Raw genomic sequence first — 15,784 nt, 5'->3', positions numbered from 1 at the left:
TTAATGCGTTAATTCTATCTTATGCTTCTATGATGGCAGCAGTTCCCATTCCCCCTGCGGTACAAATAGATACCAAACATCTTCCGCCTCCATTTTCTTGTAAAATCTTTGCAGCACCTGCTAATACTCTTGCACCCGTGGCAGCAAAGGGGTGTCCAATAGCTAAGCTCCCGCCTTTGATATTTAACTTATTTCTATCGATCGATCCTAATGCCTTTGTAGCTCCTAATCGATTTTTGGAAAATTCTTCGCTTTCCCAAGCTTTAAGAGTTGCTAGAACCTGTCCTGCAAAAGCTTCATGGATTTCATAAAAATCAAAGTCTTGTAAAGTTAAGTTGTTTCTTTTCAGTAATTTGGCAACAGCCAGGGTAGGAGCCATTAGTAAGTCTTCTCCGTATACATAATCAAAAGCAGCATTTTGAATATCCGTGAGATAAGCTTGTATTTCATAACCATTAGCTTTTGCATAAGTTTCACTAGTTAAGAATATAGCAGAAGCCCCATCAGTAAATGGCGAGCTATTCCCTGCAGTAAGCGTTCCAGTAGAGGTTTTGTCAAATGCAGGAGATAACTTAGACAGTTTTTCTAAAGAAGTATTGCCACGAATAATAGTATCTTTATTATTACCCTTAAAATTGATTACAAGATCGTCATAAAAACCTGCCTGGTATGCTGCCTCTGCATGCTGATGACTTACTAAAGCCAATTCATCCTGTTCTTTCCTAGAGATATTCCAATTTTTCACGGTTACCTCTGTGTGATCTCCCATACTTAGATTAGTTCTGGGTTCATTTACGTTAGGGTAAATAGGTTTAAACATTTTTCCCCAATTTGTTTTTAACACCTTTCCTAATCTTTTTCCAAAAGAACGACTATTGTTAATGTCTATTAAGTCATGAGCAAAATTACGACTCAAAGTAAGAGGGGTATCACTGTTGGTATCACTTCCTCCAGCGATACCGGCCTCGATTTGTCCAAGCGCAATTTTCATAGCGATGGTATTTGCAGCGTCAAGACTAGTGCCACAAGCCCGAGAAATGAAATGAGCAGGTGTATGTGGGTCTAAAGAAGTATTTAGTACATTCTCCTTGGCCCAATTCCATTCTCCTGGATAATGGATTAATGTACCTAATGCAACATCACCCAACTGTTTTTCCTGTAGTTGATATTTGTCTACCAAACCATTTAGGGCAGCCGACATCAACTCACTATTACTTACCCTACTATAAGTGCTAAAAGATTTGGCAAAAGGAATTCTACTACCTCCTATAATGGCTACTTTTTTAGTCTCATTTCTCATAATCTTAAGTTTTAAGTGGTAAAATCTTACGTTTGATTAATTATAGCGCTACAGTTTCAATTTTTATTTCATTCTGAAGCGTTTTATGAACAGGACATTTATCTACGATTTCCATTAATCTTGAACGTTGTTCTTCTGACAAGTTACCAGATAATTTTACATTCTTTTTGATAATATGCACAAAACCATCTTCTGAAGAACAATCAGCACAATCTTTTGAATGAATACGTTCCTGGGATAAACTCACTTCTATACTATCCAAATCCCATTGTTTTCGGTCTGCATACATCCTTACGGTCATCGTTACGCAACCACCCAATGCCATGAGTAAAAAACTATATGGGTCTGGGCCTTGATCCGCACCATAAGGTAGTGGTTCGTCTCCAATGATTTGATGTGTACCATCGTTAAAAACAGTTCGATACTTATCTTTTCCTATTTTTGCTGTGACTTCTTTCATGATTTTGCTTATAATTTTCTTACAAATGTTCTCATCTTTTGAATAATTTCATTTCCATCCTCCTCTAGAGCAAAGTGTCCGGTGTTATAAATGTTATAATCAATGTTTTTGACATCTTTTTTAAAGGCAACTGCACCACTCTCCGGGAAGAACAGGTCATTTTTTCCCCATACAATCAATAAAGGTGGTTGATTGTCTCGTAGGTATTTTTGCCATTTTGGATAGAGCGTTAGATTGTTTCGATAGTCATAAAACAAATCAATGTTTACTTCGTGAGCGCCGGGTCTGGAAAGTCTAAGATAATCTAAGTTCCAATTGTCCGGATTTACATTTTCCTTATTACGGGTGCCATGCGTATATTGCCATTCTAATCCTTCTAGTGAAAAAGCTGGTAAACAAGCCGCTTCTGTCTCTGCATTTCGGTTTGCCCAAAGTGCTCTTATACCTGCCCAGGCCTCACCTAATCCTTCTTCGTATGCATTACCATTTTGATTAATTATTCCTACAACTCGTTCAGGATGAGCAGTAGCTATTCTAAATCCTATGGGAGCTCCGTAATCCTGGATCATAAGTACATAGGACGTTAGTCCCTTTTTTTCTAGGAATGTATTGATCGTTTTGGCTAAATTATCAAAAGTATAGGTGTATTCTTTTTTAGATGGAAAATCACTGTTTCCAAATCCTGGATAGTCTGGTGCAACCAGATGAAATTCGTCTGATAGCTGTGTTAATACTTTGCGATATTGATGAGAAGAAGCAGGAAACCCATGTAGTAAAACAATGGTTGGATTATTTGGATTACCGGCTTCACGATAGGCTACGTTTACACCATCAATATTCATTTTTTTATACGCGATAGTGGGATTTGTTTCCTTTTTATCACCATTAGTTTGATGTTCTGTACTTATTTCAGTTGCATTTTCTTTATTGATGTCGCTTTGGTTAGCAGGTTGATTACAGGCGACTATGACTAGTAGTGCTAGAACAGTTAGCATTAAGTTTTTCATGTTTTCTATTTTTTAATGGTTTATAGTTTTTAGTTATAATTTTCGATCCGATGCGTTGATAGCTAGATCGTTGATGCTGGCATATCTTTTTTCATAAGTCCATTTTCATCGAATTCCCAGTTTTCGTTACCATAAGCTCTAAACCATTGGTTATCCTTATTTCGATACTCATATTCGAATCTTACGGCTATTCTATTATCTTTAAATGCCCATAATTCTTTTTTTAATTTATAGTCTAACTCGTTCTTCCACTTATCAGCTAGAAAAGCTTGTACTTCTTCTCTACCATTAATAAATTGATTTCGATTACGCCACTCTGTGTCCAAAGTATATGCTTTGGATACTTTTATAGGGTCTTGACTATTCCAGGCATCTTCGGCCATCTGAATTTTTTGTTTTGCGGTCTCTTCGTTAAAAGGAGGTAAAGGATGTTTCTGTTCCATAATTATGATTTATTTTTTACCGAACGAACGGTAAATAATTTGATTAAAAAATTTTATACTGTTATGTATCTGTTTCTAATTTTTTGTAGGGTGTTTTCAAATATTTTTAAATCGGATAGTCCTTTTACCAGTATAAGACTTCCCTGAATTTCTACTAAGGTTTGAATGGCTTCTTCTTTAGCTTTAGACGGAGAAATTTGAAATGTCTTACCAACAATTTCAAAAACTTCAATCCATCTTTTCATCCCATTTTCAATTTGTGTCTGAAAAAGTTCTAGGCCTGATTTCATCGATAACGCACGAAAAACGCAAACCTGCTCACCATTATTATAAAAATTTCTTATGCTATCCAATCCAGCTACCAAACGTTCTTCTGGTGTTCGACTTTCGTCCAAAAGAACTTTAAAAATATGTGTTTCTACCCATTCATCAACATGAGTTAACACAGCTTCGGCCATTTCTTGTTTACCATTAGGAAATCTATGGTACAAGCTTGCTTTTTTAAGACCTGTAGCCTTGGCAATCTCAGCCAGGCTTGTTCCTTCATAACCTCGTTCACGGAAAACTTCCGTTAACTTAGTGATCATATCAATGTCCAAAACTTTTTGCGGTCTCATGAGACAAATATACAAAATATATTAAAATTACCAAACGTTTGGTAAAAAACCTGATTTTTCTATTTCACACCTCTGCATTAAAATTACTTTATTCTAGTCAAAAGCATTTGCTTGAATTGACTTCTAATAGGTTTTTTGGTATCTACTTTTGTAAATAGCCATGACAAAGTTGTAACATAGTTTACTTTGCATCCGTTATATAGTTTGAGAATCATTAATTACTATGAAGATTGAATAAAACTGTTTTAGACGTTGCGATTATGGCTAGTGGAATTGTAGGATATTTTATAAGTATCTCTTTGGTCACCACTTCTTTTTATAGAAATCGTGCCAACAACTATCTTTCACTATCATTATTCTTACTCACCAGTTTGACCTTATTAGGGTGGTTTGATGTAGTAGATACGGTTTTAGAAGTTTTAGATAATCCAGTATGGGAGTATCTATGTGGAGTTACTCTATTTACTTATTTTCTAATTCAAATGCAACATGAATATCTTCAAAAAAGTTGGTATAAATGGCTTTATCTTCCTTTTATAGCTGCTTTCATTATAGAGACCATTCTTTATGTAAACACTGTTTTTGACTTCTACGATTCAGAGTATTATGATTTGGTGTTCTTTATTATGGATAACACTTCATTTCTGTACAATGTATTTTTGATTTTTTGGGGGAGAAAACTAATAAAAGACGCTGCCATTTCGGAAGATAAAAAACGTTGGTTATTACGATTGAACCTTTTCATAATAAGTATTATTATGTGTTGGCTTTTGTCAAGTATAGAATTTTATATATTCAACTCAGAATACGCCACAAATTTGATGTGGATAGTGCTTTCTATCTTATCATGGTGGATATTGTATTACGGAGTATTTAGACTGCAGATTGTTGTTCAAAAAGAAGAAATACACCAATATTTGGTTGCAAAAACGACAAACGGTACTCAGATCAAAAAGAAAATAAGCGAAGACACTGTTTCTAAAATTACCAACCAGCTATATGTATTAATGGAAGAGGAAGAGTTATACAAAAACCCTCTTTTGAGTAGGCTGGACTTAGCCACAAGATTAGAAACAAGTGAAGGATACGTATCCCAAATTATCAATCAAGAAACCAATAAAAGTGTCATCCAATTTGTAAACGAATATAGAATTGAAGCTGCAAAAGATCTGTTACATAATCCAGTATTCAATAAATATTCTCTTGATGCCATTGGGATGGAGGTAGGCTTTAAATCCAAGAGTACATTCTATAGCGTCTTTAAAAAGAGTTTGGGGATGTCTCCAGGCGCTTTCAGAAAACTTCAAAAAGGTCCTAATTCGTAAAACACTTACGTTTTAGTACTTCTTGAGCATCAAAATCACATATTTATTTTTTTGATACACATACTTTTATTCGAGTTAATCAAAAAGATATATAATGATAAAGTCATTCCAAAAATCAATTCGTTTTTTTTTCATTTTGCTTAAAAACATCAACTTATCCAGGGTGATAACAGGAAGTTTGGTCTTTCTGCTATTTTTTATCGTATCCTGTCAATCTGATGATGATACCGTTTCATCCGGAGATTCAATAGATGATGGATTTTGGGAAGTAGCCGAGAAAGGTTGGGTATTCGAATTTACGAACGGCACAGATGTGTTTTACAATTTTAATTCGGCTGGATGCGCTATACAGGATGCCAATTTTGTACCAGAAAATTTTTTCGGATTTACCTTGGATCAAGTGAATGAAAATGAAATAATTGGGACTTCAGAGCTATCAGATTCTGAAATCATATTTACCAGGGTGCAAAATCCGAATCCAAACTGCCTTCCAGATATGATTTCTGAAACCGAAGATCCAACGGTTAATTTTGATCATTTCTGGAATATTTTTAATGATTACTACGCCTTTTTTGAGGCTAGGAATATCGATTGGTCTCAATATGAAGGTTTACGAGATCAAGTTACAGAAGAAAATTTTTATGATGTGATAGAAGAGCTTGCATATGTATTAGAAGATGGTCATGTAAGCATTTTTGATGAAGAAAATGATGTAGAGATTAATTCTGGAGATCCAAAACTATTAGAAAGACTAAATGCGAACTTAAGTGGAGAACTGCTCATAGAGAGTGAAGCCGATTATTCAAATCTTGTGGATCGAAAAGTGAATACTATAATTGGAGAATATTTAGGAGGCAATTTTGAAATAGATGATAATCAGAGAATGGTATGGGGGATGATTGGTGATGATGTTGGATACATCATTGTCGGATCGATGGAAGGATATGGAACAAGTTTTGACAATGAATTAACAGCTTTAAATACTGTGTTAGACCAAATGATGAGCGACCTTGAGGAATCGGGGATTTCTAAATTGGTTATTGATATGCGTTTTAATGATGGAGGGTTTGACACGGTAGCGCTGGATATAGTATCTCGATTTGTAGATCAGGAACGGGTATCATATTTCAAAAAAGCCAGACTAGGGGATGGTTTTACAGAAAATATGCCCTTTTCAGTGGGCCCTAAAGGCAATTTTCAATTTACCGACGATATTGTATTACTCACAAGTCCTTTTACCATTAGTGCGGCTGAGCTTTTTACACTATGTATGAAAGATTTATCGTATGTCACCATTGTAGGAGAAAATACGAATGGTGCTTTTTCTACAATTCTCACTCATATATTACCCAATGGTGCAGAAGTAGGGTTGTCTAATGAAATATATAGTGATGCACAAGGCGAAGTGTTTGAAGTTGTTGGAATAGGACCCGAAAATCAGGAAAATCAAGTGCCATTCTTTTCAACTATAGATTTTCAGGAAGAAAAAGATAGCGGAATCGAAAGGGCTTTGGAATTACTAAATATGTGAACAGGTAACATAACGATGGTTTGATGAACTCATAAGTGTATTATCATACAATAAGACATATTTCCTGAGTGTCTATAAAGGCTCAGGGATGTACTATTTAATAAAAAATGAAGCTTATGTTACGCAAAGTTTTAAATTTAGAGGGAACGAAGAGATTAGAAAGAGAGCAATTACAAATCATCCACGGCAGAGGTTGTATTAGAGCAGGGTGCGGTTCTAGCGATCCAGATGATCGGGATGAACCAGAGGATCCTTTTAAAGAATAATAGGGGTAGTTTATTATTGAATAATTCTTTACAAATATAAAAGCCAGCTTCATCGAAGCTGGCTTTTTGTTGTAGTTATGTAATTTGTTCTTATTTATCAAGAACTGATTCTGGTTTTAATTCAAATTGATTACTGGTATTTTTGGCACCGCCTGCTTTTAAGGCTTTGTCACCAGCGAAGAACGTTTTGTGGTCATCACCAAGGTCAGAACCTGCCATTCGTTGGTGTTTTACACAAGATACTCCTTTGCGGATTTCTTGACGTTGCACCGATCCAACATATGCTAGCATTCCCATGTCTCCAAAATATCCTTCTACCAAATCATTCATATGCAATGCAGTAGTGTGGTATGTTGGCAGTGTGATTAAGTGGTGGAATACCCCTGCATCACGAGATGCTTCTGCCTGGAACATACGGATCATTTCGTCTGCTCTATCTGCCAATTCTGTTCCGTCGTATTTTGCATCCATTAATTCTGCTCGTTCATATCCTGTAGTGTCTTCACCATTTTCTACCATTAGATCAAATGCTTGCTGACGGAAGTTGATCGTCCAGTTAAAAGATGGTGAGTTGTTATACACCAACTTTGCGTTTGGTACTACTTCTTTCACTCTATTTACCATATGAGCGATTTGCTTCACATTTGGTGTTGGTGTTTCGATCCATAATAGATCAGCACCATTTTGTAAACTTGTGATACAATCTAATACTACACGATCGATATTAGACCCTTCTTTAAATTTATATAAACCGTTTGGTAACCTTACTGGGCGAACCAATTTACCATTACGTCTAAAAAGTACATCGTTTTCATTTACTTCTTCCAGGCTTACTTCTTCAGCATCAATAAAATCCATGTATTGTGATGCCAAATCTCCCTCTTCTACAGAAACTGGTAATTTTTGAGTTAGACCAGCACCTTCAGAATCAGTTCTGGCTACAATTACACCATCATCTACTCCTAGTTCCAAAAATGCATATCGAAGTGCATTTAGCTTAGCGATAAAATCTTCGTGCGGAACGGTTACTTTTCCATCCTGGTGACCACATTGCTTAGCATCAGATACTTGATTTTCGATCTGCAGTGCACAGGCACCAGCTTCAATCATTTTCTTAGCCAAAAGATAGGTAGCTTCTTCATTACCAAAACCAGCATCTATATCAGCAATAATTGGCACCACGTGAGTCTCAAAATTATCGATTTGATCTTGCACATCTTCACCGGCATCCAAACGACGGAAAAGGTCATTTAGTTCTACTGCATCTGCCTGGCGTAAAAAAGTGTAGATCTCTTCGATCAACTTAGGTACAGCAGTTTTTTCGTGCATAGACTGATCTGGTAAAGGTCCTAACTCAGAACGTAATGCGGCAACCATCCAACCCGAAAGGTATAAATACGTTTTGTTTGTGGTCCCTCTATGCTTTTTTACTGCGATCATTTTTTGTTGGGCCACAAAACCATGCCAACAACCTAAAGATTGTGTGTAGTTTACGTGGTTTGCATCGTATTCTGCCATGTCTTTGCGCATAATAGCGGCAGTATATCTAGCGATATCCAATCCGGTTTTAAATCGGTTTTGCGTAGCAACACGAGCTGCATTTTCTGGGCTTATAGTAGTCCAGGTATTTCCATGTTTTGCTTTTAATCTACGAACCGTATCGAGAGCTGAATTATAAGTAGTCATAATTAAGTTTTTTAAAATTTTATTTTAAGGGTTAATGCTTATTTCAAATTGTTGGTTTTCTCTGTGTTGTAATCAATAGTATTATTAATAGCCCAACTTGTAACCAGTGTTTTAGTTTTTACTTGAGATTTCATCCTTTAGATTTTTGTTTTTATTAATAATTAGAATGCAAATAGATACTTAACAGCGTCTCCGAGATTCTCTTTTTGAAATACGATTCTTATTGTACCGCAGTAAATTAATTACAGGACAATATTAAAAAAAAGTTTTTGATAAAAAAAGCGAACGTTCGCTAAAATGTTTTAAAAATGTAAAAAATGATTGTTCGCGAAATGTGTTAAAGTAGTTTGTAGGAAGTGGATTTCGATTCTAGATTATGATTTAGTCATCTAGTAATCAGCTGTTTATTTGTTTGTTTCTATTTTTTTGAACTATAAATTTTTTACTGAAATTTATTTTTGAAAAAAAGATGAAAAAAAATAGAGTGATGTAAAGAAAAATAGTTCCTTTTATCTTTTTGAGCGATGTTGATGAACTTTGGTATCCGTTTTTGTTGCATCAAAAAATTAAAAAAGAAAGATTTGAGGGGTATTCTGTAAAAAAGATTTTTCTCAATACTCACCATGAAAACAAAATATAGTTGTGTGCACAAAGATTCTCCTTTTCTTTCTGGATGAAGTGTTTCAACTGTCTTAAAAAGAGTAAAATAGTCGTTGAATTAATAATTTGTATTATTGTATTAGCAATATATTTCTTTTCTTAATTGGGATCGTATAAACGTATAGTACTCTTATTATTGATTTGCTTCTGTACTTTTGGTAAAGCACAGGAGTTACCCCCTATACAAAATTTTTCTCCAAAGGAATACAACGCCGAGAACCAAAATTGGTCCATTTCTCAAGCTTCAGATAAACTCATGTATGTGGCTAACAATAAAGGATTGTTGGAATTCAACGGAGCGATTTGGAAATTATATCCTTCACCAAATGAATCCATTCTTAGGTCAGTCAAAGTAGTAAATGATAAAATCTATACGGGTTGCTACATGGAGTTTGGATATTGGACAAGAGGAGGAGATGGGATGTTACAGTATACCTCGATATCTCAAAAGATCAATAAAGGTCTGTTAGAAGATGAAGAGTTTTGGAATATTATAGATATCGAAAATTGGATCGTGTTTCAATCCCTAAACAGAATCTATATTTATGATCTAAATGGTGGTTCTGTAAATATTATTGATGCTAGTAATACCATCACCAAAGTGGTAGAGGTTAACGGATATATTTATTTCCAAATCTTAAAAGAAGGAATATTTCGAATTGAGAACGGCAAAGCTATTCTGGTTACCGATGATCCTATTGTTAAAAATAGCGAAGTAGTAACTCTCTTTGCTGAAAATAATGAACTATTGTTCCTGACTAGAGATAATGGTTTTTATCGCTTAAAAAATGATGAAGTTGCGTCCTGGAACACATTTAATAATCCCTTGTTGTCTGAAATAAGTATCTATAATGCGATTAGATTATCGGATAAAAGTTTTGTTTTAGGAACGATTTCTCATGGGCTTATTTATCTAGATAGTAAAGGAGAGCTAGTATATCAAATCGATCAGAATAAAGGCTTGATAAATAATACCGTCTTATCTGTTTTTGAGGATACGGATAACAATATTTGGTTGGGACTCGACAGCGGTATCAGTTATATCAATATCAATTCACCTTTTAGAATTTATAGCAATAAAAGGGGTATCTTGGGAAGTGTTTATGCAGCCGCTATACAGAACAATAACTTATATCTAGGTACCAATCAAGGATTGTTTTATAAAAGCCTTGAAAGCAAGGAGGATTTTGAATTTGTAAAAGGAACTCAAGGACAAGTCTGGTGTTTGCAAAAGATTAATGATGTGCTTTTTTGTGGGCATAATGCGGGAACATTTTTGGTTGAAAATGATGAGGTAACCAAAGTATCTAATGTGCCAGGAACATGGAAAATCAGCGCTCTCGAAAAATATCCCAATACAATCTTGCAAGGAAATTATGACGGTTTGTATGTTTTGGAAAACGTGAATGGAAATTGGCAGTTTAAGAACAAAATTGAAGGTTTTAATAACTCTTCACGGTATTTTGAAGTTGTTGAAAAGGATATTTATGTGAATCACGAATATAAAGGAGTATTTAGGATCGCCGTGAATCCGGACTTTTCAGAAATAGAGAACATCACAATTGATACCACTATAATAGGATCTAATTCTGGACTGGTAAATTACAAGGGAGATCTGCTGTATGCTTACAAGGATGGAATCTTTAAATATGATTCCCAAAATACAAGATTTGATAGAGATAGCCTTTTAAGTTCTATATATACAGAGCAAGACTATACTTCTGGGAAGTTGGTTCTGGATCAACAAGATAATCTATGGGTTTTTACCAAATCCAATATTAGTTTTGTTACTCAGGGGACTTTGAGCAAAACCCCAAAGATTGGTAATATCCCTTTTACCACAGAAGAAAGAAATAGTGTTACCGGATACGAAAGTGCGATGAGTTTGGGTGACAAAAACACTTATTTGTTTGGTACCAGTTCTGGGTATATAACTGTTGATATCGATAAATTAAGTGTTAGAGATTTTAAGGTCTATTTAGAAAGTGTTATTCAAACATCCAACAAAAAACAGCAGGAAGGGATAACTAGGGTGGATCATACTTTAGAAGGAGATTTCAAGAGTTCAGAGAATAACTTCAGGATTTCCTTTTATGCTCCAGAGTACAATCGATATTTGAAACCGAGATATCAGTTTCAATTACAGGGGATTTATGATGATTGGAGCGAATGGTCAGAAACCTCCTCGGTATCTTTTCAAAACTTACCACCTGGTGGATATACATTTAATGTGAGGTCCAGAATAGGGAATAAAGTATCTGCCAATGTAGATAGTTATTCGTTTACAATAGCTAAACCCTGGTATGTTACAAATCTTGTGTTAGGTTTTTATGTGTTAGCAGTTCTTTTGTTTTCTGTGTTTATGCATATCATGTACAAGCGATACTATAAAAGAAAACAAACCGAATTAATTGAAAACAACCAGCGAGAAATAGAGCTAACCAATATCCAAAACGAAAAGGAAATCATTCGCATCAAGAATGAACAACTCAAAAAAGAGTTTGAGGGTAAGAGCAAAGAACTAGCGGCGTCCACTATCGATGTAGCCAAAAAGAATGAACTACTTACCCAAATTAAGAATCATCTCGTTGCGATTTCAGATCAGAGATCAGTGAAACCTGTTGTAGATATTATTGATGAAAATCTAAATCATCACGATAATTGGGAATTTTTCAAAGAGGCATTTAACAATGTAGATCGAAAGTTTTTGAAAAAACTCAAAAAAAACCATCCAGACCTAACCCCAAACGATCTCAAACTTTGTGCGTATTTACGTCTTAATCTTTCTTCAAAGGAAATCGCACCCCTATTTAATATCTCTGCGCGAAGTGTAGAAATTAAACGCTACAGGCTTCGGAAAAAACTAAATCTTCAGCATGAAGAAAACCTGGTTAACTACATTCTAGGGTTGTAGACCACCTATACAGATCAAATAATCACCTATACATTACCTATACAACAAGAGTTGAGAGATAATTTTTAACGCTTGTTTAATCACCGTTGCGAGATCCTTTAAACAATAGCCTTAAGAATGAGAATAACGCAATGAAATGCCTTTTTTATTGCGGTGTATGTTTTTTGTTGAGGTAGATTTTGTGGGTCTTCTATCTTTTTAGGATAAATTTACTCTATCGGGGAAATTTTTAACAAAAAAACAAATAATAACGAAATTGATATGCTGAACATCACTTGAAGCATGATTTGAGTTACCATCACTAAACAAAATTTCTTCACATTTTTTTAAAGTCATTCTTAAAGTCAATAAACTCTATGAGAACTAATTTTCTACAAATCATACTGTTTTTGGGTACCATAATTGTAAGCGCACAAGCTGATCGGGTATCAGTGGTTACCGATAATAGTGGGATCAAGTTGGTAGTCAACGGAAAGGATTTCATGGTCAACGGGGTAAACTGGGATTATGTTCCCATTGGTACCACCATTACTGATCCAGGAATATGGGCAAAATCCGACGACATTATTAAAGCTGCGATCGATGGCGAAATGACCCTTTTGAAGAATATGGGGGTTAATGCTATACGTACGTACAATCTTAAGCCCAAATGGATCAAGTATATCTATGAAAATTATGGGATTTATACCATGCTCAATATCACCTTTGGAGCGTATGGACTTACCATAAACGGTGCTTGGGTACCACAAACAGACTATGCCGATCCCGATACAAGAAAGGTGTTAATGGAAGAAGCCAGAACTATGGCGAATACTTACAAAAACACGCCAGGGTTGTTACTCTATATGATAGGAAACGAAAATAATTATCACTTATCTTGGACTGGGGCAGAAACCGAAGACATACCTATCAATGATACGAGTGCAGGAATCAAATTGGCGGCTCGCGCATTATACAAAGCATTTAATGATGCAGCAAAAGAAGTAAAAGCAATAGACCAATCACATCCCATCGCAATTTGTAATGGAGATCTATTATACGCGGATATTGTAAAAGAAGAATGCACCGATATTGATATTTATGGTACGAATATGTACCGTGGGATATCTTTTGGAGATGCTTTTCAACGGGTAAAAGACGAACTTGGATTACCTATTCTTTTTGCAGAGTTTGGAGGAGATGCTTTCAATGCTAGGGATAACCAAGAAGATCAATACTCTCAGGCATACTATAATCTAGGAAATTGGAAAGAAATTTATGAAAACGCCGCCGGACTCGGAAGAGCTGAAAACTCCATAGGAGGGTTCACCTTTCAATTTAGTGATGGATGGTGGAAATATAAGCAAACCGAAAATTTGGATGTGCATGACAATGCCGCTTCTTGGTCTAATGGGGGATATAGCAGAGACCAGGAAAAAAGCGATGATAATAATATGAATGAAGAATGGTTTGGGATCTGTGCCAAAGGACCAACCAACGAAAGAGGACTTTACGAATTATATCCGCGTGCAGCATATTACGCACTAAAAGAGGCGCATCGATTGAATCCATACGATGATGGAATGACATTGGATTTTGTAATTAATTATTTCAATAATATTCAAATTACTGATGCTGTGCTTAGGGCTCGTGGCGATAAAGCCGCCCTCGAATCCAAAAGAGGTGGGAAAATAAGGTTGAGCCAGCTTCGAGCCGAATTCACAACGTTTAATACCGGGGGATCATTAATCACAACTCCAGAAAATGAAGATCCAAATGCAAATGTATTTCCAAATCAATTGGGTTTTGATCATATGGAATCCTATTACATAGGTGTAGAAGGAAGACCTTCTCCTAGTATGCGAGCCAATGTTAATTTTAATATCCTGGGGAATGTTGCCGAGAACCCTATCAATGAATTGTTTTATGAAAGTGTAGGTAGACCAGTTGTCGTACAAGGTGTAGAAGGAGGGAATGACCTGGATGTTGAAATAGAAGATTTTAACAGGCTACGAGTGTATAATGCGGAATACGAATGGAACACAAAAATTGCCGATATAAAGGGATTCTACAGAACAGGGCATTATCATTGGGGATATGAAGGTGATTTTTTTGGCTTATATCCCGAGGCTAACTATGGTCCTAATCTAGATATCTATAATGGTGAAATTTTGGGAATGGAGATCGATGGTAAAGGAGATCTAAACGGGTTAAAAGCCGCATTTGGACCTCAAATATGGTGGGGGGCTAATCCTACAGCACTACTTAAGTATACTACCAAGATCAAAGACTTCGATATTACAGGTATTTACCACAGAGATTTTGAAACGGATGTAGAATTAGATGAAAATGGTCGCCGTATCCTTGATGCTAATCAGGTACGAAGTGGTGTAATTCCGCCTTGGCCTACAGAGAGAGCTACATTAGTGGTAGAGAAAGACTTTGGTGCATTTGGAGTGACACTGGGAGGAATATGGGCAGGTAGCCCACTAAATGATATTACATATCAAGATGTAAGAGGCGAACCAGGGAATTATGTAGTATATCAGGATAAGGTAAATAGTGACGACAATTGGGGAGCTAAAGCGAGAGTCACCTATTCAAAAGGAAAATTTAATTGGTACGCGCTAGGAGGTGTCACAGGATTGGTCGCCAATGGGGGAGTCGATCAAACACAATCATTTGCCGGATGGAAACTGAAAGATAATGGGAGCGGAAATCAAAATAGTTTTTTAACAGGGTTTACCTATACCATTGGAGACTGGCAAATAGCGCCTAACTTTTTATGGCAAGAACCATTAGTAGATGCTATACCCAATGATGTTGGCGGAGCAGGAAGATTAAGAAACATACTTGTCGATCCTTTCGTAGTTAGAGCCAACAGAAAAACAACAGCGGGAGAAATATTATTTACCTACGACCCAACCCCTGGTTCATGGTTTTATCAATGGGATAGTGATAGGTCCGAAGATGCCAAACTAGCATTTAATTTAGGATTTGTGTACTGGCATCTGCCAACAACAATGGATGCACATATCGGTTTTTTAGCAGATCGTACCATATTTGCGTTTCCTAATTCTGTGCCTGCTAAGGATTTATGGGAAGTAAATTCCTGTATTGTCTCTAAAATGAATCCAGACTTGGCGTTAGTAGCCAACTTGTTTGCTGGTAAGGGGCAATCTAACGGAAGTGATCCAAGAGCCATTGATAGAATTGGGGGAGATATTCGAGTGATCTACAAAAAATGGAAGTTTCAACATACGTTTCAAATAAACGATTGGGGACCTTATGATTATCATCGTGATTTCAATTTAACGTATCCTGTGCAATTAATGTTGGATATATCTACATCTATAGGAAAGCCGGACTGGTTTATTTTACCAAACACCAGAATAGGAGTTCGAGGTACATGGCGTTCATTAGATGAATTTTCTCCTAGATATTCACCAACAGCGGTTCCACCAGGCACTTTTCCACCAGTACCCGTATTAAGTCCAGTCGGATTTGATGATGGTAATGAATGGGAGATAAGAACGTATTTACACATTAACATAGGAAAATAATACAATGAAAATGAAGAATAGAAAACATATAAA

General features: G+C 35.9%; 10 protein-coding genes and 1 pseudogene. 5 read left to right on the top strand and 6 right to left on the bottom strand.

Features of this window, described 5'->3' with window-relative positions; translation table 11 throughout:
* Positions 1-19: 19 nt before the first annotated feature.
* The 5 genes and pseudogenes from AC0L3Q_RS21230 to AC0L3Q_RS21210 all read right to left on the bottom strand — a co-directional run bounded on the left by AC0L3Q_RS21230 (position 20) and on the right by AC0L3Q_RS21210 (position 3,797).
* Entirely contained in the window at positions 20-1,300 is a 1,281-nt protein-coding gene (locus tag AC0L3Q_RS21230; protein WP_473282701.1) for an acetyl-CoA C-acetyltransferase, read from the bottom strand.
* Positions 1,301-1,340: 40 nt separating this feature from the next.
* Positions 1,341-1,760 (bottom strand): OsmC family protein, encoded by a 420-nt coding sequence (locus AC0L3Q_RS21225; protein WP_473282699.1) that lies wholly within the window; start codon positions 1,758-1,760, stop codon positions 1,341-1,343.
* A gap of 8 nt (positions 1,761-1,768) precedes the next feature.
* The gene (locus tag AC0L3Q_RS21220) at positions 1,769-2,767 is read right to left on the bottom strand and encodes an alpha/beta fold hydrolase (RefSeq protein WP_473282698.1); all 999 of its coding nucleotides are present in this window, start codon (positions 2,765-2,767) and stop codon (positions 1,769-1,771) included.
* A 33-nt stretch (positions 2,768-2,800) separates the two neighbouring features.
* Positions 2,801-3,210 (bottom strand): annotated as a pseudogene (locus tag AC0L3Q_RS21215) (DUF1348 family protein).
* A gap of 53 nt (positions 3,211-3,263) precedes the next feature.
* The gene (locus AC0L3Q_RS21210) at positions 3,264-3,797 is read right to left on the bottom strand and encodes a TetR/AcrR family transcriptional regulator (RefSeq protein WP_473282696.1); all 534 of its coding nucleotides are present in this window, start codon (positions 3,795-3,797) and stop codon (positions 3,264-3,266) included.
* Positions 3,798-4,057: 260 nt separating this feature from the next.
* Between AC0L3Q_RS21210 and AC0L3Q_RS21205 the strand changes: the two genes are divergently transcribed.
* From AC0L3Q_RS21205 to AC0L3Q_RS21195, 3 genes are all read left to right on the top strand, one after another.
* Positions 4,058-5,152 carry a helix-turn-helix domain-containing protein gene (locus AC0L3Q_RS21205; protein ID WP_473282694.1) on the top strand — a complete coding sequence of 365 codons (1,095 nt, stop codon included), beginning with the start codon at positions 4,058-4,060 and terminating at the stop codon, positions 5,150-5,152.
* Positions 5,153-5,246: 94 nt separating this feature from the next.
* A complete protein-coding gene (locus AC0L3Q_RS21200) occupies positions 5,247-6,683 on the top strand; it encodes a S41 family peptidase (protein WP_473282692.1) in 1,437 nt (478 codons plus the stop codon).
* A 116-nt stretch (positions 6,684-6,799) separates the two neighbouring features.
* Positions 6,800-6,949: a hypothetical protein gene (locus AC0L3Q_RS21195; RefSeq protein WP_473282690.1), complete on the top strand. Its 150-nt coding sequence runs from the start codon at positions 6,800-6,802 to the stop codon at positions 6,947-6,949.
* Positions 6,950-7,039: 90 nt separating this feature from the next.
* Here the strand turns inward: AC0L3Q_RS21195 and AC0L3Q_RS21190 are convergent, their stop codons facing one another.
* Positions 7,040-8,635 carry an isocitrate lyase gene (locus tag AC0L3Q_RS21190; RefSeq protein WP_073319282.1) on the bottom strand — a complete coding sequence of 532 codons (1,596 nt, stop codon included), beginning with the start codon at positions 8,633-8,635 and terminating at the stop codon, positions 7,040-7,042.
* Positions 8,636-9,431: 796 nt separating this feature from the next.
* Between AC0L3Q_RS21190 and AC0L3Q_RS21185 the strand changes: the two genes are divergently transcribed.
* Both AC0L3Q_RS21185 and AC0L3Q_RS21180 read left to right on the top strand, forming a co-directional pair.
* Positions 9,432-12,209 (top strand): helix-turn-helix and ligand-binding sensor domain-containing protein, encoded by a 2,778-nt coding sequence (locus AC0L3Q_RS21185; RefSeq protein ID WP_473282688.1) that lies wholly within the window; start codon positions 9,432-9,434, stop codon positions 12,207-12,209.
* Between the two features lie 356 nt (positions 12,210-12,565).
* Positions 12,566-15,751, top strand: coding sequence for a glycoside hydrolase family 2 TIM barrel-domain containing protein (locus tag AC0L3Q_RS21180; RefSeq protein ID WP_473282686.1), 3,186 nt, complete (start codon positions 12,566-12,568; stop codon positions 15,749-15,751).
* The last annotated feature ends 33 nt before the right edge of the window (positions 15,752-15,784 follow it).

It is taken from the genome of Aquimarina sp. KJ22-3, assembly GCF_055808215.1.
The sequence above is the reverse complement of the archived record's forward strand: the minus strand, read 5'-3'. Positions and strand labels throughout refer to the sequence as shown.